The sequence below is a fragment of the Geodermatophilus pulveris genome (assembly GCF_900188375.1).
Lineage (GTDB): Bacteria > Actinomycetota > Actinomycetes > Mycobacteriales > Geodermatophilaceae > Geodermatophilus > Geodermatophilus pulveris.
On record NZ_FZOO01000012.1, the window covers coordinates 33,894 to 56,005 of the forward strand.

General features: G+C 76.8%; 18 protein-coding genes. 10 read left to right on the forward strand and 8 right to left on the reverse strand.

Translation table 11 applies throughout. The annotated features are described in order from the left end of the window. Positions 1 to 168 precede the first annotated feature (168 nt). Positions 169 to 1,677, forward strand: a complete 1,509-nt coding sequence (locus CHB98_RS19310) for a helix-turn-helix domain-containing protein (RefSeq protein WP_089307235.1) — start codon at positions 169 to 171, stop codon at positions 1,675 to 1,677. A 54-nt stretch (positions 1,678 to 1,731) separates the two neighbouring features. On the opposite strand, the gene CHB98_RS19315 is transcribed toward CHB98_RS19310, so the two are convergent. Genes CHB98_RS19315 through CHB98_RS19330 form a run of 4 tightly spaced genes read right to left on the reverse strand, consistent with a single transcriptional unit; the run spans position 1,732 to position 7,556 of the window. Continuing rightward, positions 1,732 to 2,535: a Cof-type HAD-IIB family hydrolase gene (locus tag CHB98_RS19315; RefSeq protein ID WP_089307236.1), complete on the reverse strand. Its 804-nt coding sequence runs from the start codon at positions 2,533 to 2,535 to the stop codon at positions 1,732 to 1,734. Continuing rightward, complete coding sequence (locus CHB98_RS19320) at positions 2,528 to 3,439, reverse strand: HAD family hydrolase (protein WP_089307237.1); 912 nt, start codon at positions 3,437 to 3,439, stop codon at positions 2,528 to 2,530. Before CHB98_RS19320 ends, CHB98_RS19315 begins: the two co-directional genes overlap by 8 nt. After that, on the reverse strand, positions 3,436 to 4,731 hold the full coding sequence (serS, locus tag CHB98_RS19325; protein WP_089307311.1) for a serine--tRNA ligase: 1,296 nt from the start codon (positions 4,729 to 4,731) through the stop codon (positions 3,436 to 3,438). Before serS ends, CHB98_RS19320 begins: the two co-directional genes overlap by 4 nt. A 35-nt stretch (positions 4,732 to 4,766) precedes the next feature. Further along, complete coding sequence (locus CHB98_RS19330; protein ID WP_143425138.1) at positions 4,767 to 7,556, reverse strand: hybrid sensor histidine kinase/response regulator; 2,790 nt, start codon at positions 7,554 to 7,556, stop codon at positions 4,767 to 4,769. A 137-nt stretch (positions 7,557 to 7,693) separates the two neighbouring features. Between CHB98_RS19330 and CHB98_RS19335 the strand changes: the two genes are divergently transcribed. From CHB98_RS19335 to CHB98_RS19360, 6 genes are all read left to right on the forward strand, one after another. Next, a complete protein-coding gene (locus CHB98_RS19335) occupies positions 7,694 to 8,074 on the forward strand; it encodes a response regulator transcription factor (RefSeq protein ID WP_089307239.1) in 381 nt (126 codons plus the stop codon). Further along, positions 8,071 to 9,123, forward strand: a complete 1,053-nt coding sequence (locus tag CHB98_RS19340; RefSeq protein ID WP_089307240.1) for a HEAT repeat domain-containing protein — start codon at positions 8,071 to 8,073, stop codon at positions 9,121 to 9,123. The genes CHB98_RS19335 and CHB98_RS19340 overlap by 4 nt, the downstream gene beginning before the upstream one ends. Beyond that, entirely contained in the window at positions 9,123 to 10,562 is a 1,440-nt protein-coding gene (locus CHB98_RS19345) for a glycosyltransferase family 2 protein (RefSeq protein WP_089307312.1), read from the forward strand. The genes CHB98_RS19340 and CHB98_RS19345 overlap by 1 nt, the downstream gene beginning before the upstream one ends. Before the next feature lie 34 nt (positions 10,563 to 10,596). After that, entirely contained in the window at positions 10,597 to 12,030 is a 1,434-nt protein-coding gene (locus CHB98_RS19350) for a GuaB1 family IMP dehydrogenase-related protein (protein ID WP_089307313.1), read from the forward strand. Beyond that, a complete protein-coding gene (locus CHB98_RS19355; RefSeq protein WP_089307241.1) occupies positions 12,027 to 12,374 on the forward strand; it encodes a metallopeptidase family protein in 348 nt (115 codons plus the stop codon). Before CHB98_RS19350 ends, CHB98_RS19355 begins: the two co-directional genes overlap by 4 nt. Positions 12,375 to 12,469: 95 nt before the next feature. Next, positions 12,470 to 12,793: a GroES family chaperonin gene (locus tag CHB98_RS19360; RefSeq protein ID WP_245821435.1), complete on the forward strand. Its 324-nt coding sequence runs from the start codon at positions 12,470 to 12,472 to the stop codon at positions 12,791 to 12,793. 68 nt (positions 12,794 to 12,861) lie between these two features. On the opposite strand, the gene CHB98_RS19365 is transcribed toward CHB98_RS19360, so the two are convergent. Further along, on the reverse strand, positions 12,862 to 13,329 hold the full coding sequence (locus CHB98_RS19365; protein WP_089307242.1) for a MarR family winged helix-turn-helix transcriptional regulator: 468 nt from the start codon (positions 13,327 to 13,329) through the stop codon (positions 12,862 to 12,864). An 85-nt stretch (positions 13,330 to 13,414) separates the two neighbouring features. Here CHB98_RS19365 and CHB98_RS19370 point away from each other — a divergent pair, with 85 nt between their 5' ends. Then, positions 13,415 to 15,526 (forward strand): MMPL family transporter, encoded by a 2,112-nt coding sequence (locus CHB98_RS19370; RefSeq protein WP_089307243.1) that lies wholly within the window; start codon positions 13,415 to 13,417, stop codon positions 15,524 to 15,526. A gap of 17 nt (positions 15,527 to 15,543) precedes the next feature. Here the strand turns inward: CHB98_RS19370 and pheA are convergent, their stop codons facing one another. Beyond that, on the reverse strand, positions 15,544 to 16,479 hold the full coding sequence (pheA, locus tag CHB98_RS19375) for a prephenate dehydratase (protein WP_089307244.1): 936 nt from the start codon (positions 16,477 to 16,479) through the stop codon (positions 15,544 to 15,546). A 90-nt stretch (positions 16,480 to 16,569) separates the two neighbouring features. Here pheA and CHB98_RS19380 point away from each other — a divergent pair, with 90 nt between their 5' ends. Next, positions 16,570 to 18,225 carry a GGDEF domain-containing protein gene (locus CHB98_RS19380; RefSeq protein WP_089307245.1) on the forward strand — a complete coding sequence of 552 codons (1,656 nt, stop codon included), beginning with the start codon at positions 16,570 to 16,572 and terminating at the stop codon, positions 18,223 to 18,225. 104 nt (positions 18,226 to 18,329) lie between these two features. Further along, positions 18,330 to 21,047, forward strand: coding sequence for a diguanylate cyclase domain-containing protein (locus CHB98_RS19385; RefSeq protein WP_245821437.1), 2,718 nt, complete (start codon positions 18,330 to 18,332; stop codon positions 21,045 to 21,047). Here the strand turns inward: CHB98_RS19385 and CHB98_RS19390 are convergent. Continuing rightward, positions 21,040 to 21,333 carry a DUF1905 domain-containing protein gene (locus CHB98_RS19390; RefSeq protein ID WP_089307246.1) on the reverse strand — a complete coding sequence of 98 codons (294 nt, stop codon included), beginning with the start codon at positions 21,331 to 21,333 and terminating at the stop codon, positions 21,040 to 21,042. The two genes, CHB98_RS19385 and CHB98_RS19390, sit on opposite strands and share 8 nt — an antisense overlap. Before the next feature lie 152 nt (positions 21,334 to 21,485). Further along, entirely contained in the window at positions 21,486 to 22,112 is a 627-nt protein-coding gene (locus CHB98_RS19395; RefSeq protein WP_089307247.1) for a LysE family translocator, read from the reverse strand.

The window sequence follows — 22,112 nt, forward strand, 5'->3', positions numbered from 1 at the left end:
AGGCGTCGGGCACAGCACCGTCGCGGCCACTGTGGCACGCGACACGTTGCACGGACGTTGCCTCGGCGGGGCCGGCCGGTGGGCGCCCTTGCTGGCCCGCACGGGGATGGGCGATGATCCGCGGCGGGCGGGCGCGGACCCGCCCCGCGCGCGTTCCCCGGGGGTCCCATGTCCCGCACCGGCCGGCACCCCCGCCACCGCGGCGGGCCCGGCCTGCCGGGCGGCGACGCCGTCGCGCACGCCCGGCAGCTGGCCGAGACCTTCGACGACGTCCTCGGTGGCGGCCCGTCGCGCCGGTCGCCCCGGCCGGTGGTCTCGGCGTCCTGGGCCCGCAGCCTGGCCGCGCACGTGGACCCCGACCGCCGCACGCCGCCGGTGGTGTACGCCCCGGACGAGCTGGGCGACGTCCGGTCGGCGCACCCGCTCAGCGAGGTGATGCCGCTGCTGCGGGGGGCGCTGGCCACGGCCGCCGACGAGGCGGCGCACCTGGTGCTGGTCACCGACGCCGCGGGGTGCGTGCTGTGGCGCGAGGGCTCCGTCGGGCTGCTCGGCCGGGCCGACCGCGTCGGGCTGTTCCCGGGCACGGACTGGAGCGAGGCGGCCATCGGGACCAACGCGATGGGCACCACGCTGGCCGTCGACGCGCCGGTGCAGATCCACTCCGCCGAGCACCTGGTCCGCACCTACCACGCCTGGACCTGCGTGGCCGCGCCCGTGCACGACCCGGACACCGGGCGGCTGCTGGGTGCGGTGGACCTCAGCGGCCCGCTGCAGACCATGCACCCGCTGCTGGCCCAGCTGGTGTCGACGACCGCCCGGCTGGCCGAGGCCCACCTGCGGGCCCGGATGGCCGAGGCCGACCAGCGGCTCCTGCTGCGCCACGCGGCCCACCTCGCCGGCCTGCGCGGCGCCGCCGGCGCGCTGGTCACCCCCACCGGCCGGGTGCTCGCCGCGGACCCGGACGGCGGCTGGCCCGTGCGGGTCGACCTGGCCGGCGCGACGGGGCACGCGGTGCTGCCGGACGGCCGGGAGGTGCGCGTCGAGCCCCTGGCCGAGGGTCACCTGCTGGTGAGCCCGCGGCCGGCCCGGGCGGTCCGCCGCACCCCGGTCCTCTCGCTGCGCTTCACCGGGGGCAGCCCGGGCGCGGTGCTCGACGGGCGCGCGGTGCCGCTGACGCTGCGGGCGGCGGAGGTCCTCACCGCGCTCGTCCTGCACCCCGAGGGCCTGACCGCCGACCAGCTCGGCTGCCTGCTCTACGGCGACGACGGCAACACGACCACCGTGCGCGTCCAGGTCCGCCGGCTGCGGGCGCTGGTGGGCGGCGACGTGCTGGGCACCCGCCCCTACCGGCTCACCGCCGCCGTGGACAGCGACTTCGCCCAGGTGCGGCGGGCGCTGCGGGAGGGCCGGCCGGCCGCGGCGCTGCGCGGGTGCGCCGGGCCGCTGCTGCCGCGGTCGGAGGTGGCCGAGGTCCGGCAGCTGCGCGAGGAGCTGGCCGCCGGGCTGCGCCGCGCCGTGCTGGGCAGTCCCGACATCGACCTGCTGCACGCCTACGTGGCCCACCCGCTGGGCGAGGAGGACCTGGCCGCGCACGACCGGCTGCTCGCGCTGCTGCCCGACGGAGACCCGCGGTCGCCCCGGGTGGCGCTGCGCGCGGCTCGCCTCCGGGCGGAGTGAGGCGGCAGCACCCCTCCGGCCCCCCTCCCCGCACCGCCTCGCAGGCCGACGACGTCAGAGGCCGCGGAGGAAGGCGGCGACGCCGTCGTCCTCGTTGGTGCCGGTGACGTCGGTCGCGGCGGCCAGCAGGTCGGGGTGGGCGTGCGCCATGGCGACGGCGCGGCCGCCCGCCTCGCGCACCCAGTCGAAGGCGGCGATGTCGTTGGGCATGTCGCCGAAGACGACGACGTCCTCCGGGCCGACGCCGTGCTCCGCGGCGACCTTGGCCAGGCCGGTGGCCTTGGTGACGCCGAGCGCGGAGATCTCCGCGAGGGCGTCGCTGGAGGAGTTGGTGACCGTCGCCCGGCCGTCGACGACCCGCTCGACCAGCGCGACGAACTCGTCCCGCGGCAGGTCCTCGTGCCGGGCCAGCAGCTTGGCGGCCGGCGCGGCGACCATCTCGTCGAGCGTCGCGACCGCCACGCCGGGCGCGTCGACGTCCCAGCGCGGCTGGTAGACCGGCTCGTGGCGGAACTCCAGGCCGTACTCGACGGCGAACCAGGTGTCCGGCTGGTGCCGGCGCAGCTCGGCGGTGACCTCCTGGAGCACGTCGGGGCCCAGCGAGACCTCGTCGAGGACCTCGAAGCCGGCCAGGTCCAGCAGGACGGCGCCGTTGCAGCACACCGCCGTGCCGTACCGCAGCACCTCGCGGATGCGGACCATCCAGCGCGGCGGCCGCCCGGTGGCCAGCACGACCGGCACCCCGGCGTCCCGCCAGCGCTCCAGCTCGGCCACCGTCGCCTCGCTGACGGTGTCGTCGCCGCGCAGCAGCGTGCCGTCCATGTCGCTGGCGATCAACCGCGGGCTCCAGTCAGACACCCAGCACCGCCTCCAGGTAGCGGGCCACGCCGTCGGCGTCGTGGCCGCTGGTGACCAGGGGGGTCGCCGACCGGACGGCGGGGTGCGCGTTCGCCACCGCGACCGCGCGGCCGCCGGCGTCGCGGACGGCCTCGATCATCGGCAGGTCGTTGGGCATGTCGCCGAAGACCAGCACGTCGCCGTACTCGACGCCGTGCCGGTCCAGGGCGATCGCCAGCCCGGTGGCCTTGGTGATGCCGGGGGGGAGCACCTCGATGAAGCCCAGCCCGGCGTGGGTGACCTCCGCGTCGACGGGGTCGACGACCCGGCGGGCGCGCGCCAGCAGCTCGTCCTGGCCGAGCGTCGTCGACCGCAGGAACACCTTGAGCACCGCGCCGGTGGGCAGCACCTGGTGGCGGGGCAGCAGGTGCGCGGGCTCCGGGTAGGGCCAGTCGAAGCCGTGCTGCACGCGCAGCGGCGAGTGCACCTCGCCCTGCTCCGCGGCGTCCTCGACGGCCACGACGAGCTCCCCGGCGACCTCCTCGATGCGCTCGATGACCGCCGTCGCCTGCGAGCGGGGCAGCCCGACGGTGCGCAGCACCTCGTCGCGCTCCAGGTCGACGACGAACCCACCCTGGGCGAGGACGGCGATGCCGCGGCCGTCGAGCGCGGCGCGCACGCTGTCCAGCAGCCGCGGGCCGCGGCCGGTGACGCCGACGACCGGGATGCCGGCGTCCCAACAGGCGTCCAGCGCCGTCCGGGTGCGGGCGCTGACCTCGCCGCGGGAGGTGAGCAGCGTGCCGTCGAGGTCGGTGGCCACCAGCTTCGGGCGCCAGGTGCCCAGGTCGCCGAGGTCGACCACCCGGTCGGCGGCCGGGGAGGGGACGTGCCCGGACAGCACGGCCCGGGGCGCGGTCTCGCTCATGCGGCCGGGACCGGGGGCGCCAGCGGCATGCCGGGGGCCAGCGCCTCGGCACCGCCGAGCCAGGGGCGCAGCGCGGCGGGCACGTGCACCGACCCGTCGGCGCGCTGGTGCACCTCGAGCAGGCAGGCGATGGTGCGGGCTATCGCGCACAGCGTGCCGTTGAGCGTGGCCGCGACCTGGTTGCGCCCGTCGGCGTCCTTGTAGCGGGTGTTCAGCCGGCGGGCCTGGAAGGTGGTGCAGTCCGAGGTGCTGGTGAGCTCGCGGTAGGTGCCCTGGGAGGGGAACCACGCCTCGATGTCGTACTTGCGCGCCGCGCTGGTGCCCAGGTCGCCGGCGGCGATGTCGACCACCCGGTAGGGCAGCTCGAGAGCCTGCAGGAACTCCTCCTCCCAGGCGAGCAGCCGCAGGTGCTCGGCGGCGGCGTCCTCGGGCCGGCAGAAGCTGAACATCTCGACCTTGTCGAACCAGTGCACCCGGATGATGCCGCGGGTGTCCCGGCCGTAGGAGCCGGCCTCCCGGCGGAAGCAGGACGACCAGCCGGCGTAGCGCAGCGGCCCGGCCGACAGGTCGAGCACCTCGTTGCCGCGCATCGCGGCCAGCGCGACCTCCGAGGTGCCGACCAGGTAGAGGTCGTCGCGCTCGATGCGGTACACCTCCTCGTCGTGCTCGCCGAGGAAGCCGGTGCCCTCCATCGCCTCGGGGCGGACCAGGGCGGGGGCGACGACGGGGGTGAAGCCGGCGGCGACCGCCCGGCTGATCGCCAGCTGGGCCAGCGCGAACTCCAGCAGCGCGCCGGGGCCGGTGAGGAAGTAGAAGCGGGCGCCGGAGACCTTCGCGCCGCGCTCGGTGTCGATCGCGCCGAGGGCCTCGCCGACCTCCAGGTGGTCGCGCACCGGGAAGTCGTGCACGGGCGGCTCGCCGACGGTGCGCAGCGTCACCGCGTCGTCCTCGCCGCCGGGCGGGACGCCGTCGTGCACCACGTTCGGGAGGCGCAGGTGCGCCGCGCGCAGCGCCGCGTCCGCGGCCCGCAGCTCCTCCTCGGCCTCCCGGACCTGGGCGGCGAGCGCCCGGGCCCGCTCCAGGACGGCGGGGCGCTCCTCCGGTGCGGCCTTCCTCACCGCCTGGGAGGCCGCCTTCTGCTCGGCACGCAGGTCGTCGGCGCGCTTGACCGCCTCGCGGCGGGCGGCGTCGGCGGCGACCAGCTCGTCGACCCGGGACTCGTCGGCCCCGCGGGCCCGCTGGCTGGCCTTGACGAGGTCGGGGTGCTCGCGCACCAGGCGCAGGTCGATCACCGCTCGATCGTAGGTGTCGGCCGCGACCGCACCCGTCACCGCGCCACGTCGTCGAGCAGCGCGGTGACCGCGGCCCGCACCCGGGAGCGTTCCCGGTCCAGGACGGCCAGCGTGTCGCCGACCGCGAGGTCGGTGGGGTCGACGGTCTCCAGGCTGTGGCACACCCCGGCCAGCGCGGTCGCGCCCAGTGCGGCGCTGCTGCCCTTGAGCCCGTGTGCCAGCCGGGGCACCGAGCCCTCGTCGTCCAGCGACCAGGAGGGCCGGTCCGCGGCGGCCACGATGGCCGCGACCGCGTCGTCGAGCGTGGTGAGGTAGCGGGTGTAGAGGTGGGCGAAGGCGTCGTCCCCGAGGTCGCGGAGGTCCTCCACCGTCTCGGGGTCGAGCGCCGCCTGCGGCCCCGGTCCGACCGGCGCGTCCGGCGCGTCCGGCGCGTCCGGCGGGAGCATCACCTCGTCCAGGGCATCCCGCAGCGTGGCCATCCGGATCGGCTTGGTGAGGAACCCGTCGGCCCCGGCCTCGAGGAAGGCGGTGCGGTCGGCCGCCAGCACGCTGGCGGTCACCGCGTAGATCCGCGGCTGCCGCGCGGCCAGCGGCAGCAGACGGATGGCGGCGGTCGCCTCGACGCCGCCGAGGACCGGCATCTGCGCGTCCATGAGGACGACGTCGTAGGTGCCGCGCAGGACGGCGTCCACCGCCTGCTCGCCGTCGCCGACGTGCGTGCACGCGTGGCCCAGCTGGCGGAGGTAGAGGCCCATGAGCTGGGCGTTCACCGCGTTGTCCTCGGCGACGAGCACGCGCAGCGACCGGGCCGGGGCGGGCAGTGCGCGCCTCCCCCGCTGCCCACCGCCGGTGACGCCCTCGGTCCGGTCGCGGAGGGCGACCGAGCGCACCGTCTGGGCCAGCCGCTCGGGCCGGACCGGCTTGTTGATCCGGGCGTCGAAGTCCGCGTAGCGCTCGGCGGGCAGCGTCGCGGAGCTGCTCAGCAGGACCAGCGGCAGGTCCGCCGTCCCGGGCCGGGCCCGCAGCCGCGCGGCGAGCACGTCGCCGTCCATCCCGGGCATGTCGAGGTCGAGGACGGCCACGTCGATCCTGGTCCCCTGGTCGAGCAGCTCGAGGGCCGCGGGACCGCCGCCCGCGAGGATGCACTCGGCACCGTGCCGGGACAGCTGGTGCTCGAGGATCCGCAGGTTCGTTGGGCTGTCGTCGACGACCAGCAGCCGCAGGCCGGCGAGACCGTCGCCGGAGGGGCCGTGGGGCACGGCCGGGGCCAGCGGCAGGTCGATCGCCACCGTGAAGGTCGACCCGACGCCGAGCTCGCTGTCCACCTGGATGTCGCCACCCATGGCCCGGGCGATGCGCTGGCTGATCGCCAGACCCAGGCCCGTGCCCCCGTAGGAGCGGGTCACCGAGGCGTCGACCTGGCTGAAGGAGCGGAACAGCCGGTGGCGCTGGTCGGGGCTGATGCCGATCCCGGTGTCGGCGACCGACAGCCCGCACCGCAGCCGCCCGTCGGAGACCGTCCCGGTGAGCCGGATGACGACGTGGCCCTCGTTCGTGAACTTGACCGCGTTGCCCACGAGGTTGGTGACGACCTGGCGGACCCGGCTGCCGTCGCCGACCACCTGCCACGGCCCGTCACCGGCGACGTCGACGAGCAGGTCCAGCCCGGCGCCGCTGGCCGTGGGCGCCAGCAGCTGGGCGACGTCGTAGACGACGCCGACCAGGTCGAACGGCGCGGCCTCCAGGTCCAGCTCGCCGGCCTCGATCTTGGAGAAGTCGAGGATGTCGTTGATGAGGGACAGCAGGCTGTCCCCGCTGCCGGCGACGGTCTCGAGGTGGCCGCGCTGCTCGTCGGTGAGATCGGTCGCGAGAAGCAGGTCGGTCAGGCCGAGGACGGCGTTGAGCGGCGTCCGGATCTCGTGGCTCATCGTCGCGAGGAACGTGGTCTTGGCCTGCCCGGCGCGCTCGGCCTCGTCACGTGCGGCGACCAGGTCCCGCTCGCGGGCGGCGACCAGCTGGTTGCGCTCCTGCAGGGCGTGTCCGAGGGCGTTGACGTCCGCGGCGATCCGGCGCAGCTCGGCCGACCCGGACTCGCCGGCGCGGCGGGTGAGGTCCCCGGCCGCCAGTGCCGCGAGGGCGTCGCGCACCTCCTGCGTGGGCGGGACGACCTGGGCCTCGAGCCGGCGGTAGGCGCGCCGCAGGACGGCCGCCACCGCCGCCGCCGTGCCCACCCCGACGAGCGCCCCGGAGTGGAGGGCGAGCTCCTGCAGCGCCATCGCCCCGGCCCGCCGCTCCTCGACCGCGGCCCGCGCCTGGGCCTCGATCGCCCGGTAGTCGTCGAACAGCGACTTGTCCTCGTTCAGCAGCTCGGCCAGCGCGACGGCGTCCCCCACCGCCGGCTGCTCGGCGAGCATCGGGCGCACCCACTTCTCGGTCCACCGCTGGTGCGCCGCCGTCAGCTCGGCCAGCCGGCCGGCCAGCTCGGCGTCGACCCCGGTCCACGAGGCGATCTCCGCGTCGACCTCCCGCAGGTCGGCCACACCCGCCTCGTAGGGCTGCAGGAAGCGCTCCTCGCGGGTGATGAGGTACCCGCGCAGACCGGTCTCCTGGTTGAGCATCGCGACGTGGCTGTCCTGCAGGGCCCGCGACATCTGGTCGTACGTCGTGATCCGGTTCCCGAGCACCGGGACGACGAGCACCGCGAGCCCCAGCAGGGTCAGGGCGACGACGGACACGCCCGAGAGCGCGACGAGCAGGGGGCGCCGGAGCAGCACGCGCAGCGGGAGCGGCTCGGCGCGGGGACGGCGTGCGCGGTGGGGGGACACGCTTCCGGTGTCGGCTGCCGGCACCGCTTCCTTGAACGCGGCCGGGCGGTGATCGATCCGTCCCACGCACCACTTCAGTCCCAGCCGTGTCCTGCCGATGGGAGGTCCGAGTCCACCCACGGATGGGAGAACCCGCCATGCCGCACGTCCTCGTCGTCGACGACGACCCCGTCGTCGCCGACCTCGTCGCCTTCCGCCTGCAGCGGCTGGGCCTGCAGGTCACCGTCGAGACCGACGGCGAGACCGGGCTCGCCGCCGCCCGCCGGCTGCGCCCCGACCTCGTGGTGCTCGACTGGCTCATGCCGCGCATGGACGGCCTGGAGGCCTGCCGGGCGCTGCGCGCCGACCCCGACCCCACCCTGGCCCGGACCCCGGTGCTGATGCTGACCGCCAAGTCGCAGGAGCCCGACCTCGAGCGCGGCTTCGCCGCCGGCGCCACCGACTTCGTCACCAAGCCCTTCAGCACGCGCGAGCTGGTCAGCCGGGTCACCGCGGCCCTCCACGCCGTCCCGGCGTGAGCTCCCTCGCCGCGCCGGCCGCGGTCGCGACGGCCGTGCTCGGCGTCCTGGTCGTGGTGCTGCTGGTCGCGGTCGCGGCGGTGCACACCACCCGCGCCCGCCGGCTGGCCGCCGCCCAGGGGAGCCGGGCCGGGCTCATGGCCCTGGTGCACGACCTGCTCGACGACGGCGACGACGAGGCTGTCGTGGCGGCCCCGCGCGACCTCGACGAGGTCCTGCTGCACCTGCTCCCCCAGCTGCGCGGCGCCGACCGCGAGGCGATCCAGACCGCGCTCACGCGCCGCGGCGTCGTCGCCCGCGCGGCCGCCGACCTCGACGCCCGGGCGGCGTGGCGGCGCGGGCGGGCGGCGACGCTGCTCGGCAGCACCGCGGGCCGCGACCACCTGGCCCGGCTGACCGCGCTGCTCGCCGACCGCTCGCTCGAGGTGCGCTGCGCCGCGGCCCGAGCCCTGGGCCGGGTGGGCGACCCCGCCGCCGTCCACGGCCTGCTGGCCTCCCTCACCACCGCCCGCCCGCTGCCCGCCGGCGTCGTCGGCATGGCCGTCCTGGACCTGGGCACCGCCGTCCTGCCGGCCCTGCGCGCCACGCTCGTCACCGGGTCACCGGCCGCGCGAGCGCTGTCGGCCGACGTGGTCGGGGTGCACGGCGACCTCGCCGCCACCTCCGCGCTCGTGGACCTGCTCACCGACGCCCGCCAGCCCGAGGACGTCCGCCGCGCCGCGGCCACGGCGCTGGCCCGGATCGGCGACCCCGCCGCCACCGACCCGCTCGCGCGGGTGCTGCTCGACGCCGCGCTGCCCCCGCTGCAGCGGGCCGCTGCCGAGGCGCTCGGGCGCATCGGCGACCCGGCCGGGGCGCCGGCGCTGCTCGCCGGCCTCACCTGCCCCGCCCGCGAGGTCGCCGCCGCCTGCGACGACGCACTGGTCGCCCTGGGCCCGGAGGGCGCCGCGGTCCTGGCCGACGCCGCGGGACGGGGCGGTCCGCTGGGGACCGCCGCCGCGGCCACCCTCGACGCGACCTCGCAGCCCGGCCGGCTGGTGGGTGTGTGATGCGCGAGGTCCTGGTCGACGTCCTGCTCACCATGAGCTGGGCCGTCCTCGGCTACACGCTGCTGCTGGACCTGGTGATGCTCGCGCTGGTGCTGGCCGGCGCGCGCCGGGTCTCGGCCAGCCGCCGCTGGGACGGCTCCGAGGGCCACGAGGAGATCTTCGCCAGCCCGCTCACCTCGGGCGTCTCCGTGCTCATCCCCGCGCACGACGAGGAGGCGGGGATCCTCGACACCCTCGCCGCCGTCCTCGCCCAGCGCTACCCGGTGCTCGAGGTCGTGCTGGTCGACGACGGCTCGACCGACCGCACCTTCGACAAGGTGGCCGAGCGCTTCGGCCTGGTGCAGGTCACCGCCCGGCCGACCGCCTCGCTGCGGGTGGACGGGACGGTGCTCTCGGTGCACCGCGCGACGACCGGCGACCCGCTGACCGTCGTCCGCAAGACCAGCGTGGGACGGCGCTCGGACGCGCTGAACGCGGCGCTCAACGTCGCCCGGCACCCGCTGGTGTGCATGGTCGACGCCGACTCGCTGCTCGAGCCCGGGGCCCTGGTGCAGGTGGCCCGGCCCTTCGTCGAGGACCCGGCCAACGTCGTCGCCAGCGGCGGCGTCATCCGGGCGGCCAACGGCGCCCGGGTGGCCCGCGGCAGCGTCCTGGAGCCGCGGCTGTCCTCGCGGTGGGTGGTCCGCTTCCAGGTGGTCGAGTACCTGCGCTCGTTCCTGCTCGGTCGCACCGGCTGGGCCGACGCCAACGCGCTGCTGATCATCTCCGGGGCCTTCGGCCTGTTCCGGCGCGACCTCGTCGTCGAGGTCGGCGGCCTGGACGCGCTCTCCCTCGCCGAGGACGCCGAGCTGGTGGTGACGCTGCAGGAGCACCTTCGGCAGCAGCGCCGTCCGCACCGGGTCGTCTTCGTGCCCGAGCCGGTCTGCTGGACCGAGGTGCCCGAGACCCTCGCCGTCCTCGGCCGGCAGCGCCGCCGGTGGTCGCACGGCCTGGCCCAGCTGCTGTGGAAGCACCGGCGGATGATCGGCAACCCGCGCTTCGGCCCGGTCGGGCTGCTGGCGCTGCCCTTCTTCCTGCTCTTCGAGCTGCTGGGGCCGGTCGTGGAGGTCGTCGGCCTCCTCTGCGTGGTGCTGGCCGCGTTCCTCGGGCTGCTGGACACGGGCACCGCGCTGGTGATGTTCGGCCTGGCCCTGGGTCTCGGCACGCTGCTGTCGACCGCCGCGGTCGCGGTCGAGGAGTTCTCCTACCACCGCTACGCGCGCGGCCGGGAGGTCGGCGTCCTGCTGCTCGCCGGGCTGCTGGAGAACGTGGGCTACCGGCAGCTGCACGCCTGGTTCCGGCTGCGCGGGCTCGTCGCCGCCCTGATGCGCCGCACCCCGGTGTGGACGGCGATGCCGCGCACCGGCTTCACCGAGGCCGAGCCGGTCCCCGTGTCCTGATCCGGCGGTCGGTGCATGCGGGACAATGGTCGTCATGCGCTTCCTCGGCGGCACCCGCCCGGCCACCGACCTCACCTACGCCGACGTCTTCATGGTGCCCAACCACTCCACCGTGGGCTCGCGGCTCGAGGTCGACCTGACCACGCCGGACGGGGTGGGCACGACGATCCCGGTGGTCGTGGCGAACATGACCGCCGTCTCCGGCCGGCGGATGGCCGAGACGGTGGCCCGCCGCGGCGGGCTGGCGGTGCTGCCGCAGGACATCCCGGTCGACGTCGTCTCCGAGGTGGTCGCCTGGACGAAGGCCCGCCACCCGGTCTACGACACCGCGATCACGCTGTCGCCCACCTCGACGGTGGCCGACGCGCTGGCGCTGCTCACCAAGCGGGCGCACGGCATCGTCGTCGTGGTGGACGGCGACGTCCCGGTGGGCGTGGTCACCGACGGCCAGTGCCACGGCGTGGACCGCTTCACCCAGCTGTCCCAGGTGATGACCGAGGACCCGCTCACCGTGCCGGCGGGCACCGACCTGCCCAAGGTCTTCGACGTCCTCTCCGGGGAGCGGGTCAGCGCCGCACCGGTGGTCGAGGGCGACCGGCTGGTCGGCGTCATCACCCGCAAGGGCGCGCTGCGCTCGGCGCTGTACACGCCGGCCGTCGACGCGCAGGGCCGCCTGCTCACCTCCGCGGCCGTCGGCATCAACGGCGACGTCGCCGCCAAGGCCGCCGCGCTGCTCGCCGCCGGCGTCGACGTGCTCGTCGTCGACACCGCGCACGGCCACCAGGAGAAGGCGGTGGAGGCGGTGCGCGCGGCCCGCTCGGTGGCCGGCACCGTGCCGCTGGTCGCGGGCAACGTGGTCACCGCCGCGGGCACCCGCGACCTGGTCGAGGCAGGGGCGGACGTCGTCAAGGTCGGCGTGGGCCCGGGCGCGATGTGCACCACGCGGATGATGACCGGCGTGGGCCGGCCACAGTTCTCCGCGGTCGAGGAGTGCGCCGCGGCGGCCCGCGCGCTCGGCCGGCACGTGTGGGCCGACGGCGGCGTGCGCCACCCGCGCGACATCGCGCTGGCCCTGGCCGCCGGCGCGGCCAGCGTGATGGTCGGCTCGTGGTTCGCCGGCACCTACGAGAGCGCCGGTGACGTCCACGACGACGGCTCGGGCCGGCTGTACAAGGAGTCCTTCGGCATGGCCTCGGCCCGCGCGGTCAAGGCCCGGACGGCGACCCGCAGCGGCTTCGACCGCGCCCGCGCCGGCCTGTTCGAGGAGGGCATCTCCTCCTCGCGGATGTACCTGGACCCCGCCCGCCCGGGGGTGGAGGACCTCGTCGACCAGATCGTCGCCGGGGTGCGCTCGTCGTTCACCTACGCCGGCGCGCGCACCGTCGACGAGTTCCACGAGCGCGCGGTGGTGGGGGTCCAGAGCGCCGCCGGCTACGAGGAGGGCCGGCCGCTGCCGACCTCCTGGTGAGGCCGCTCCCCCTCCCGGTGTTCGAGGGGCTGGTCGCCGACGCCCTCGACCAGGTGCCGCCGGAGCTGATGTCGCTGATGGACAACGTCGTCGTCCTGGTCGAGGACCGCAACGCCGAGGAGCCGGACCTGCTCGGCCTCTACGAGGGGTACGCGCTGACCGAGCGCGGCTGGGAGTACGGCGGCGCGCTGCCGGACCGGATCATGGTCTACCGCGAGGCCATCTGCGACGTCTGCTCGACCGCCGAGGAGGTCGTCGAGGAGGTGACGATCACCGTCGTCCACGAGATCGCGCACCACTTCGGCATCGACGACGACCGGCTGCACGAGCTCGGCTGGGCCTAGTCGAAGGACCCTGCTGCCCCCCACCCCTCGCTTCGCTCGCGGCGGGCCCCTGCAGCAGGGCCACTCCGCGCCCTGGCCACGTAACGTGAGCGGGCGTGGCCGACGACAAGAAGCTGCCGATCAAGATGCTGCACGACCGCATCCTGGTCGCGCTGCGGCGGGAGGACGGCGAGCGGCGGTCCACCGGCGGCATCCTCATCCCGGCGACCGCGCAGGTGGCCAAGCGGCTGGCCTGGGGCGAGGCGCGCGGCGTGGGCGCGAGCGTCCGCCAGGTGAAGGTCGGCGACCAGGTGCTCTTCTCCCCCGAGGACCAGCACGAGGTCGAGGTGCACGGCGAGGAGCTGATCATCCTGCGCGAGCGGGACGTGCACGCCGTCGCGGCCGAGCGGATCGAGGAGTCCACCGGCCTCTACCTCTGAGGTCCCGGAGCCCCAGGCACAGGAGGCGATGCCCACGCCGCGGCGGCCCCGGACGTGGGCACTGCCTCCTATGCCGAGGGCTCGCCGCCGTGGGCGTGGCGGGAGATGACCGCCGACATCTCCGTCAGGAAGCGCTGCACGACGGCCAGCTCGTCGTCCGGGTAAGCCGCCATCGCGGCCATCAGGTCGCGGTTGAGCCCGCCGAAGAACTCCGCGCCGGCGGCCATCGCGGCCGGCGAGATCTCCAGGGTGACCCGGCGCCGGTCGTCGGCGTCGCGCACCCGGCGCACGTGGCCGACCCGTTCCAGCCGGTCGACCAGCGCGGTCACCGACGCCGAGCTGAGGTCGACGGTGCGGCCCAGCGCGCCGGCGGTGAGCGCCTCCCCGCGGCGGGCGGCGTCCATGATCGCCACCAGCGCCCGGACGTCGGTGCGGCCGAGCCCGTGCAGCGTGGCGAACCGCTGCCCGACGGCGTCCAGGTCGATGCTCAGCCGGCGCAGCTGCAGCGCGGCCTCCTGCCGCGGGTCGTCGTCCACACCGCCACCTCCGACGCTTGCGCCGGCACCACCCCGGCCCTAACCTCTCGACCGTCGAGATTATCGATCATCGAGGGACACCACCATGGGTCGCTGGCGCTGGATCCTCCCCGCACTCGTCGTCCTGGTCTGGCTCGCCGGCGCGGGACCCCTCGGCGCGCTCGGCGGGCAGCTGACCGAGGTGCAGGAGAACGACACCGCGGCCTTCCTGCCCGACAGCGCCGAGTCCACGCGGGTCGCCGAGCTGCAGCAGGGGTTCGCGCCGGCCGAGGCGATCCCGGCCGTCCTGCTCTGGGAGAGCACCGGCGGGGCGATCGACCCGCAGACCCTCGTCACCATCGGCGAGCGCGTCGGGGAGGCCGCCCGTGTCGCCGAGGAGGCCGGCGCCCTGGCCGGGCAGCCCTCCCCGCCCGTCCCGTCGCAGGACGGCCAGGCGGTGCAGGCGCTCCTCCCCCTCCCCACCGACCTCGGCGAGGAGCTCGGTCCGCTGGTCGACGAGATCCGGGCGGCCATCGCGGTCGAGGGCACCGACGCCTACGTCACCGGCCCGGCCGGCATCTTCGCCGACTTCGGGAAGGCCTTCGAGGGCATCGACGGCCTGCTGCTCCTGGCCGCGTTCGGCGTCGTCCTGCTCATCCTGCTGGTCGTCTACCGCAGCCCGATCCTGCCGTTCCTGGTCATCGGCACCGCCGGCCTGGCGCTCACCGCCGGCAACGCGGTCGCCTACCTGCTGGCCGACGGCGGGGTGATCACCGTGAACGGCCAGAGCCAGGGCATCGCCTCGATCCTGGTCGTCGGCGCGGCCACCGACTACGGCCTGCTGCTGGTCGCCCGGTTCCGCGAGGAGCTGCGCCACGAGCAGTCGAAGTACACCGCGATGCGGACCGCACTGCGCCGCTCCTGGGAGCCGATCGTGGCCTCCGGCGCGACCGTCGTCCTCGGCGTGCTCTGCCTGCTCTTCTCCGACCTGGCCTCCAACCGCGGGCTGGGGCCCATCTCGGCGGTCAGCGTCACCCTCGCCGTCCTGGCCGCCCTCACCTTCCTGCCGGCCGCGCTGGTGCTGCTCGGCCGCGCGGCGTTCTGGCCGTTCCGCCCGCGGTACGGCGTCGAGCCGCCGGAGGGCCGCGGCTGGCAGCGGGTCGCCGTCGTGGTGGGACGCCGTCCCCGCCGGGTGCTCGCGCTGAGCACGCTGGCGCTGCTGGCGGCGGCCGTGTTCGCCCCCAGCTACGACGCCTCGGGCATCACCTTCTCCGACGCGATCCAGGGCGAGTCCAACGCCGTCGACGGCCAGGAGGCGCTGGCCCGGCACTTCGACGCCGGCTCCGGCAGCCCCACGGTGGTGGTGACCCCGGAGACGACGTGGCCGGCGGTGGCCGAGGCGGCCGCGGCCACCGAGGGCGTGGCGACCGTCGTCCCGTTCACCGGGGCCGACGGCCCCCCGCAGCCCGGCGCCGCGCCGGTCGTCGTCGACGGTCTGGTCCGGCTGGACGTCGTCCTCGCCGTCCCCGCCGACAGCGTCGAGGCCATCGACACCGTGCAGGCCCTGCGGGCCAGCCTGGACGGCGCGGACCCGGGCGCGCTGGTCGGCGGGGACACCGCCGCCAACCTCGACGCACGGGAGAGCGGCGCCCGCGACCTGCGGGTGATCGTGCCCAGCGTGCTGGGGGTCATCACCGTGGTGCTGGCGCTGCTGCTGCGCTCCCTCGTCGCGCCGCTGCTGCTGATCACCACCGTGGTGCTCAGCGTCGGCGCGACCGTCGGCGTGGCCGCGCTGCTCTTCGGCGACGTCTTCGGCTTCCCCGGCAGCGACCCGGGCATCCTGCTGATCGCCTTCGTGTTCCTCGTCGCGCTGGGGATCGACTACAACATCTTCCTGATGACCCGGGCGCGCGAGGAGTCGCAGCGGCACGGCACCCGGGACGGCGTGCTGCGGGCGCTGGCCGTCACCGGCGGGGTCATCACCAGCGCCGGGCTGGTGCTGGCCGCGACGTTCGGCGCGCTGTCGGTGCTGCCGCTGCTGTTCCTCGTGCAGCTGGCGTTCCTGGTCGGCTTCGGCGTGCTGCTCGACACCTTCGTCGTGCGCTCCCTGGTGGTGCCCTCGGCGGTGGCGTTGCTGGGCGACCGCACCTGGTGGCCGAGCAGGCTGGCCCGCCGCCGGCCCGAGCCGGAGCGGGAGCGGGAGCTGGAACGGGTGTGAGGGGCGGGGGTCCCCCCTCAGACCCCTCCGGCGCGCACCTGCCGCAACCAGCCGGCGGCCTCGCCGAAGGCGGCGTCCGTGGACACCGGCGTCACCGGCTTGTTCTCCCGGCCGTCGGCGCGCGGGTAGGAGCCGAGGAAGCGCAGCCCGTCGCAGACCCGGTGCAGCGCCGACAGCGCCTCCCCCACCCGGGCGTCGGCCACGTGGCCCTCGCAGTCGAGGGAGAAGGAGTAGACGCCCAGGCGCTCGCGGGTGGGCCGCGACTCGATGCGGGTCAGGCCGATGCCGCGGACGGCGAACTCGGTGAGCACGTCCAGCAGCGCCCCGGTGCGGTCGCCGACGACGGCGACCAGCGAGGTCTTGTCGTTGCCGGTCGGCGCGGGCAGCGGCCCGGGCGGCGCGACCAGCACGAAGCGGGTGACCGCGCCGGGGTGGTCGGCGACGTCGTCGGCCAGCACGGTCAGCCCGTAGCGCTCCGCGGCGATCGGGGCGCAGACCGCGGCGTCGTGCTCGCCGGCGGCGACCTGCCGGGCGGCCTCGGCGGTGGAGGTGGCCGGCAGCGGGACGACGCCGGGCAGCAGCCGGGCCAGGGTGCCGGCGGTCTGGGCCAGCGCGTGCGGGTGGCTGGCCACCGAGCGCACGCCGTCCGGCGCCGTCCCGGGACGGCCGGCGAGGACGAAGGAGACGGCGAGGAACACCTCGCGGGTGATCAGCAGCGGCGCGCCGTCGGCCAGGCCGTCCATGGTCGCCGGCACGGAGCCCTCGACGGAGTTCTCCAGCGGGACGAGCGCCGCGTCGGCGTCCCCCGCGCGGACGGCGGCCAGCGCGGCCGGCACCCCGGGCATGGGTTGCCGGACACCCCCGTCGGGGCCGACGGCGCCGATCAGGGCCGATTCGGCGAAGGTACCCTCGGGCCCGAGGTAGGCGTACCGCGTCGGCGTCGTCCCGGTCACCGGGCGAGGGTAGAGCCGGCGGGTGCGCGACCCCCAGCGAGCTGCCACGTTGGTGCCGGCCCGTGCTCGCACACCGTCGGGAGGGGATGCGTGACACCCGGCCCGGAGGACCTCACCGACGGTGACCTCGAGGACGCGCTGTGGCGCCTGCTCGCCGCCGCCGACCGGGACGACCCCGCCGCCTTCACCGCCGAGCACGACCGCGCAGAGGCCGCCCTGCTCGCCGCGACCGACCCGTGGTGGGTCGCCTGGCGGCACGCGCTGGCCGCCCGCCGCGGCCTCGTCGACGGCGACCGCGCGGCCGCCGCGGCGGGGGTCGCCGCGGCCCGGGAGGCGCTGCGCGACTGCCCGCCCGACGCCCGGGCCGCGCTGGCCCTGGCCCACCTCGCGGCCGTGGAGGTGTCCGCCGACCACGTGGACGCGGCGATGGTGCTGGCCGTCGACGCCTGCCTGCTGGCCGAGGCCGCCGACGACGACGGGCCCTCCCGCGCCCGCACCCACGCCCACCTGTGGCTGTCGCTGGCGCTCGCCGCCCTCGACCTGGAGGAGCTGGCCGTCGCCGAGGCGCAGGCCGGCTCCCGGGCGGCCCACCGGCTGCCCGGCGTCTGCGACCGCCACCGGCTGCTGCAGCTCTGTGCCCAGCAGCACGCCGAGCTGGCCCAGACCCTGCACCGGCGCGGCGAGACCGACCGCGCCCAGGAGGCGGCCAGCACCGCGGTGGGGTGCGCGGAGGCCGCCCGCGCGCTGGACGGGGATCCCGGACCCGACGACCAGGACCTGCTCGACGTCGTCCAGGCGTGGGCGGTGGCCGGGCGCGGCGACGTCGAGGACGCCGTCGGCCCGCTGCGCCGGGCACACCGGCGGGTGCACCGGGACGGCGGGACCTGGCTGCGCGGCTACGCCGACCTGGTGCTGGCCCGCGTGCTGACCCGGCTGGCCCGCACCGCGTCCGGCGGCGGGCACGACGCCGAGGCCACCGACCTGCTGGTGGACGCCGCCGGGGCCTTCGCCGCCAGCGGCGACCGCCGTCGCTACCGCCAGTGCCTGCTGGAGCTGGGCCAGGGCACCGCGGCACTGGGCCGCCCCGCCGAGGCGCTGCACTGGCTGGAGGCCTACCGCGCCGACACCGGCCGGGCGCAGGCCCGCGGCCGGGAGCTGTGGGCGGAGATGTTCGTGCGGCGCAGCCGGCTGCGCGACGCCCGCCGCCGCACCGCGCACCTGCGCCGGGCCGCGCTGGAGGACCCGCTCACCGGGCTGGGCAACCGGCGCAGCGCCGAGAGCCGGCTGGGCGCGCTCCGGGGCGGCGCCGGGCCGGTGTCGCTGGCCGTGGTCGACGTCGACCGCTTCAAGGCGGTCAACGACGACACCTCCCACTCGCACGGGGACGCCGTGCTGCGCCGGGTGGCCGAGCTGCTGCGCGAGCACAGCCGCACCGGCGACGAGGTGTACCGGTGGGCCGGCGACGAGTTCCTCGTCGTGCTGCCGACGGCGACCGCGACCCAGGCGCTGCTCGCCGTCGACCGGCTGCGGGCCGCCGTCGCCGACGCGGACTGGGGCGAGCTGCAGCTGCCGGAGCCGGTGACCGTGAGCATCGGCGTGGCCACCGGGGACGCCGGGGACGGCGAGCCGCTGGGCTGGCGCTCGCTGTTCGACACCGCCGACCTGCACCTGTCCAGCGCCAAGCGCGGCGGCCGCAACCGGGTGCGTGCCCCGGGCCCGACGGGCGCCGGAGAGACCCGGCCGTGACGGTGCACGGCCGGTGGGACGGTTGTGACGCACGTGCCCCCGGCCCCCGGCGTGCCCCCGGGACGGTGCTCGACTCCGCCGGCACCGGGAGGCACAGTGCGCTGGTGCCTCCGGGAGCCCTGCACCACCGGGTGACCGCCGCCCTGACCACCGGGCAGCTGGACGAGGCCGAGGAGCTGCTGGCCGACGTCGGCTCCGGCTCCTCCCCCTACGTCGCGGCGGCCCCTCACGACCCCCCCTCGGACGGTGCGGCCGACCTGGGCCGGGCATGGGCGGACACGCTGCGCGCCGAGCTGCTCGTCCGCCGGCTGCGGCAGGCCGGCTTCACCCTCGTCGGCGACCCGGTGGGGTCCGCGCCCGACACGGACCCGGCCGACCCCCTCGACCTGCACGCGGGCGTCGCCGAGCTCATCGACGGCCGCCCGGCCGGCACCGGCGACGGGTCGGCGTCGCACGCCGCGCTGGCCATCGCCCTGGTCCGCTCGGCGAAGGCCTCCTTCGACGCCACCGAGGACGAGTTGCAGCGGGCCGCCGGCCTCGCCCGGCACGCCCGCATCGAGCTGCTGTCCCGCCGCATCGACGCCGCCATGGACGAGGCGGTGGAGGCGGCCAGCCTGCTGGACCCGGCGCTGCCGCCCTCGGCGCTGCTGGTGCAGACGCTGACCACCCTCGCCGGCGTGCTCGCCGACCTCGAGCTGCTGCCGCTGGCCCTGGACTACCAGCGGCGCGCGCACGAGACCGCGGTGGCCGCCGCCGCCCTCGACGCGACCGGCGACCACCCGGACGGCGACCCCGACGTCCTCGTCGCCCGCGCGGCCAGCTGCCTGGGCGAGCTGTGCGCCGAGCTCGGGGAGGCGCTGCTCGACGAGGGCGACCCGGACGCGGCCGCGCCGCACTTCGCCGAGGCCCGCGCGCTGGCCGAGCAGGCGCTGGCCCTGCTGCCCCCGGAGTCGGCCGGGGCGGTCGTGGCCGCGCAGGTCGTGCACGGCTGGGCCCTGGTCGGCGCCGGCGAGCACGCCTCGGCGGTGGGTCCGCTGCGGGCCGCCGTCCGGGCCGCCGGTGCCGGCGACCCGGCGCTGCAGGCCGCGGCGCTGCTCGCCCTCGGCCGGGCGCTGCGGCGGCAGGCCGACGGCGACGGCGCCGACGAGCACCTGGTCCGCGCGCTGGCCACGGCCGGCGAGCACGGCCTCCCCCGGGTGCGCCGGGCCGCGCTGCGCGAGCTGTGCACGCTGCACGCCGAGCGGGACGACGCCGGCCGGGCGCTGCCCTACCTGCAGGCGTACCTCGCCGACGAGCTGGACCGCGTCGACGAGCGGCGCACCCGGTGGGTGGAGCTGTTCGGCCGCCGCAAGAGCCTGCTGGAGACCGAGCGGGTCGCCGGGCAGCTGCGCCGGCAGGTCTACGAGGACACGCTCACCCACCTGCCCAACCGGCGCTACGCCGAGGCCCGGCTCGACGGGCTGCTGGACGGCGGCGGGACGATCGCGCTGGCCGTGGTGGACGTCGACCGGTTCAAGGAGGTCAACGACGCCATCGGTCACGCCGGCGGCGACGAGGTGCTGCGCCGCGTCGCCGAGGTGTTGGTGGCCGGGTGCCGCGACACCGACGAGGTGTGCCGCTGGGCCGGCGACGAGTTCGTCGTCCTGCTGCCCGACACCACCGCCGAGCAGGCCGAGCCCGCGCTGGAACGCTGCCGCCGCGCCGTCGCCTCGACCGACTGGGCCGGCCTCGGGCTGCCCGCGCCGGTGACGATCAGCGCCGGCATCGCGTCGGCCACCGTCGGCGACGACCGGCGCACGCTGTTCTCCGCCGCCGACGGGGTGCTCTACGACGCCAAGCGCAGCGGCCGCGACCGCGTCGTCCGGCTGTCGGCGGTGACCCAGACCCGGGCGGCGGGCCCGCCGGCCGCCGCGGCTGGGGCGGCTGTGACGGACGGGTCCCCCGGGGACGACACGGTCCCCGCCGGCTCCCCGGGGCCGGCCGCCGGGGCCCCTAGGGTCCCTGCCGTGCAGCCCACCCCGCTGGACGACCCGGCCGGCGAGACCGGCGGTTTCGCCCCCCTCCTCGTCGAGCCCGCCGACCCGCCGCTGGGCCTGGGCAGCCCCGCCGAGCCCGCGCTGGCCCCGCTGCCGGCGGTCGGCGCATCCGACCTCCCGGCCGCGCCGGCAGGCCGGGCGCCGGCCGGACCCGACGTCATCTGGGGCACCGGCCGCAGCACCGAGCAGGTGCTGGCCCTGGTCCGCACCGCGCGCCGGGAGTTCCCGGACCGGGCGGCCGTCGTCGTCCGGGCCGCCGCCGAGACGCTGGTCGCGCTGGCCGGCGAGCACGACGCCTACACGACCGTCGACGCCGCGTCGATGTCCGCGGCCGTCGGCCCGCTGCCCGAGCCGGCCGGCCGGGTCGCCGTGGTGTGCGGGACCGGCGGGGACCTCGCGGTCGCCGCGGAGGCCGCCTTCGCCGCCCGCGTCACCGGCACCGGCGTGGTGCGGGTGGACGACGTGGGCGGCAGCCGCTTCCGCGCCGGGTCCCTGGACGGCGTGGTGCCCGAGGACGTCGACTGCCTGGTCGTCGTCGCGGGCCTGGACGCCGCGCTGGGCGGCCTGCTCGGCGTGCTGACCGACGTGCCGGTCGTCGCCGTCCCGACCTCCACCGGGCAGCCCGGCGCGTTCGGCGGGTTCGGCGCGCTGCTGACGATGCTGTCCTCGACCGCCCCCGGCGTCGTGGTGAGCACCATCGACAACGGCCACGCCGCGGGCGTCTTCGCCGCCCGCGTCGCCCGCCGGACGCGCCGCCGGGGAATGGCCCCCCCGGGTCTCAGCTGAGCCGCTGCTGGAGCCGGACCGCGACCTGCTCGCCGGCGTCGGCCTTGCCGATGGCCCGGCACAGGGCGGCGCGCAGCGGCAGCCAGTGCGGCCCGGTGCCCGACGGCATCAGGGTGGCCCGGAACTCGTGCCCGTCCAGGGTGCCGGCGACCTTGACGGCCCGCCGGGTGCCGAGCAGCTCGACGGAGCCGTCGAGCTCCAGGTAGGTGGGGAAGGCGCCGTCCTTGCGGATCGGGGCGGTGAAGGCGGCGTCCAGTCGCTGGACGCCCGCGGGTGCCGCGGTCATCGGTCCTCCTGCGGGGCGGGTCGGTGGCGGTCGGTCACCGTGCAGACCGTCCGGGCGGGGCGGACTCATCGGTCCGGTCAGGCCGGCGGGGTGGCGTACGGCCAGGAGATGGTCATCGGGCGGGTCTCCCGGCCACGGCGGGAGCGGGCGGCTCAGGGGACCAGGGCCAGCCGGGCACCGAAGCCAAGGAAGACCGCGGCGCACACCCCGTCGAGGCCCCGCGCGACGCGCGGACGGCGCAGCCAGGCGCCGGCGCGGTGGGCCAGCAGCGAGATGCCGCCGAGGAAGACCGCGCCCTCGACGGCGTGCACCGAGGCCAGCAGCAACCCGGCGGGCAGGGCGGCGGCGTCGGCGGGGACGAACTGCGGGAGGAGGCTGAGGTAGAGGACGCCGATCTTGGGGTTGAGCAGGTTGGTGAGCAGGCCCTGGACGTAGGCGCGCCGCCCCGACAGCACGGCGGGGACCGGGTCGGCGGGTGGCGGGGACGCCGTCCTCAGCAGCGAGCGCAGCGCCCGGAGGCCGAGCCAGAACAGGTAGGCCGCCCCGGCGGTGCGCAGCGCGGTGTAGGCGCCGGTGCTCGCGGTCAGCACCGCACTGGTGCCGGTGGCCGCGGCCAGGCCCCAGCAGTACAGGCCGGTGAGGGTGCCCAGCGACGTCAGCACGCCGCGGCGGGCGCCGTGCCGGGTGGCGGTGGACAGGACCAGCATGGTGTCCACCCCCGGCGTGAGGGTCACCAGGGCCGCCACGAGGGCGAACGCCCAGACGGCGTCGAGGCCCAT

Coding starts and splice junctions, on each gene's coding strand:
- CHB98_RS19310 (WP_089307235.1), top strand. CDS start 169: ATGTCCCGCACCGGCCGGCACCCCCGCCACCGCGGCGGGCCCGGCCTG.
- CHB98_RS19320 (WP_089307237.1), bottom strand. CDS start 3,439: ATGAGCGAGACCGCGCCCCGGGCCGTGCTGTCCGGGCACGTCCCCTCC.
- CHB98_RS19335 (WP_089307239.1), top strand. CDS start 7,694: ATGCCGCACGTCCTCGTCGTCGACGACGACCCCGTCGTCGCCGACCTC.
- CHB98_RS19345 (WP_089307312.1), top strand. CDS start 9,123: ATGCGCGAGGTCCTGGTCGACGTCCTGCTCACCATGAGCTGGGCCGTC.
- CHB98_RS19350 (WP_089307313.1), top strand. CDS start 10,597: ATGCGCTTCCTCGGCGGCACCCGCCCGGCCACCGACCTCACCTACGCC.
- CHB98_RS19370 (WP_089307243.1), top strand. CDS start 13,415: ATGGGTCGCTGGCGCTGGATCCTCCCCGCACTCGTCGTCCTGGTCTGG.
- CHB98_RS19390 (WP_089307246.1), bottom strand. CDS start 21,333: ATGACCGCGGCACCCGCGGGCGTCCAGCGACTGGACGCCGCCTTCACC.
- CHB98_RS19395 (WP_089307247.1), bottom strand. CDS start 22,112: ATGGGCCTCGACGCCGTCTGGGCGTTCGCCCTCGTGGCGGCCCTGGTG.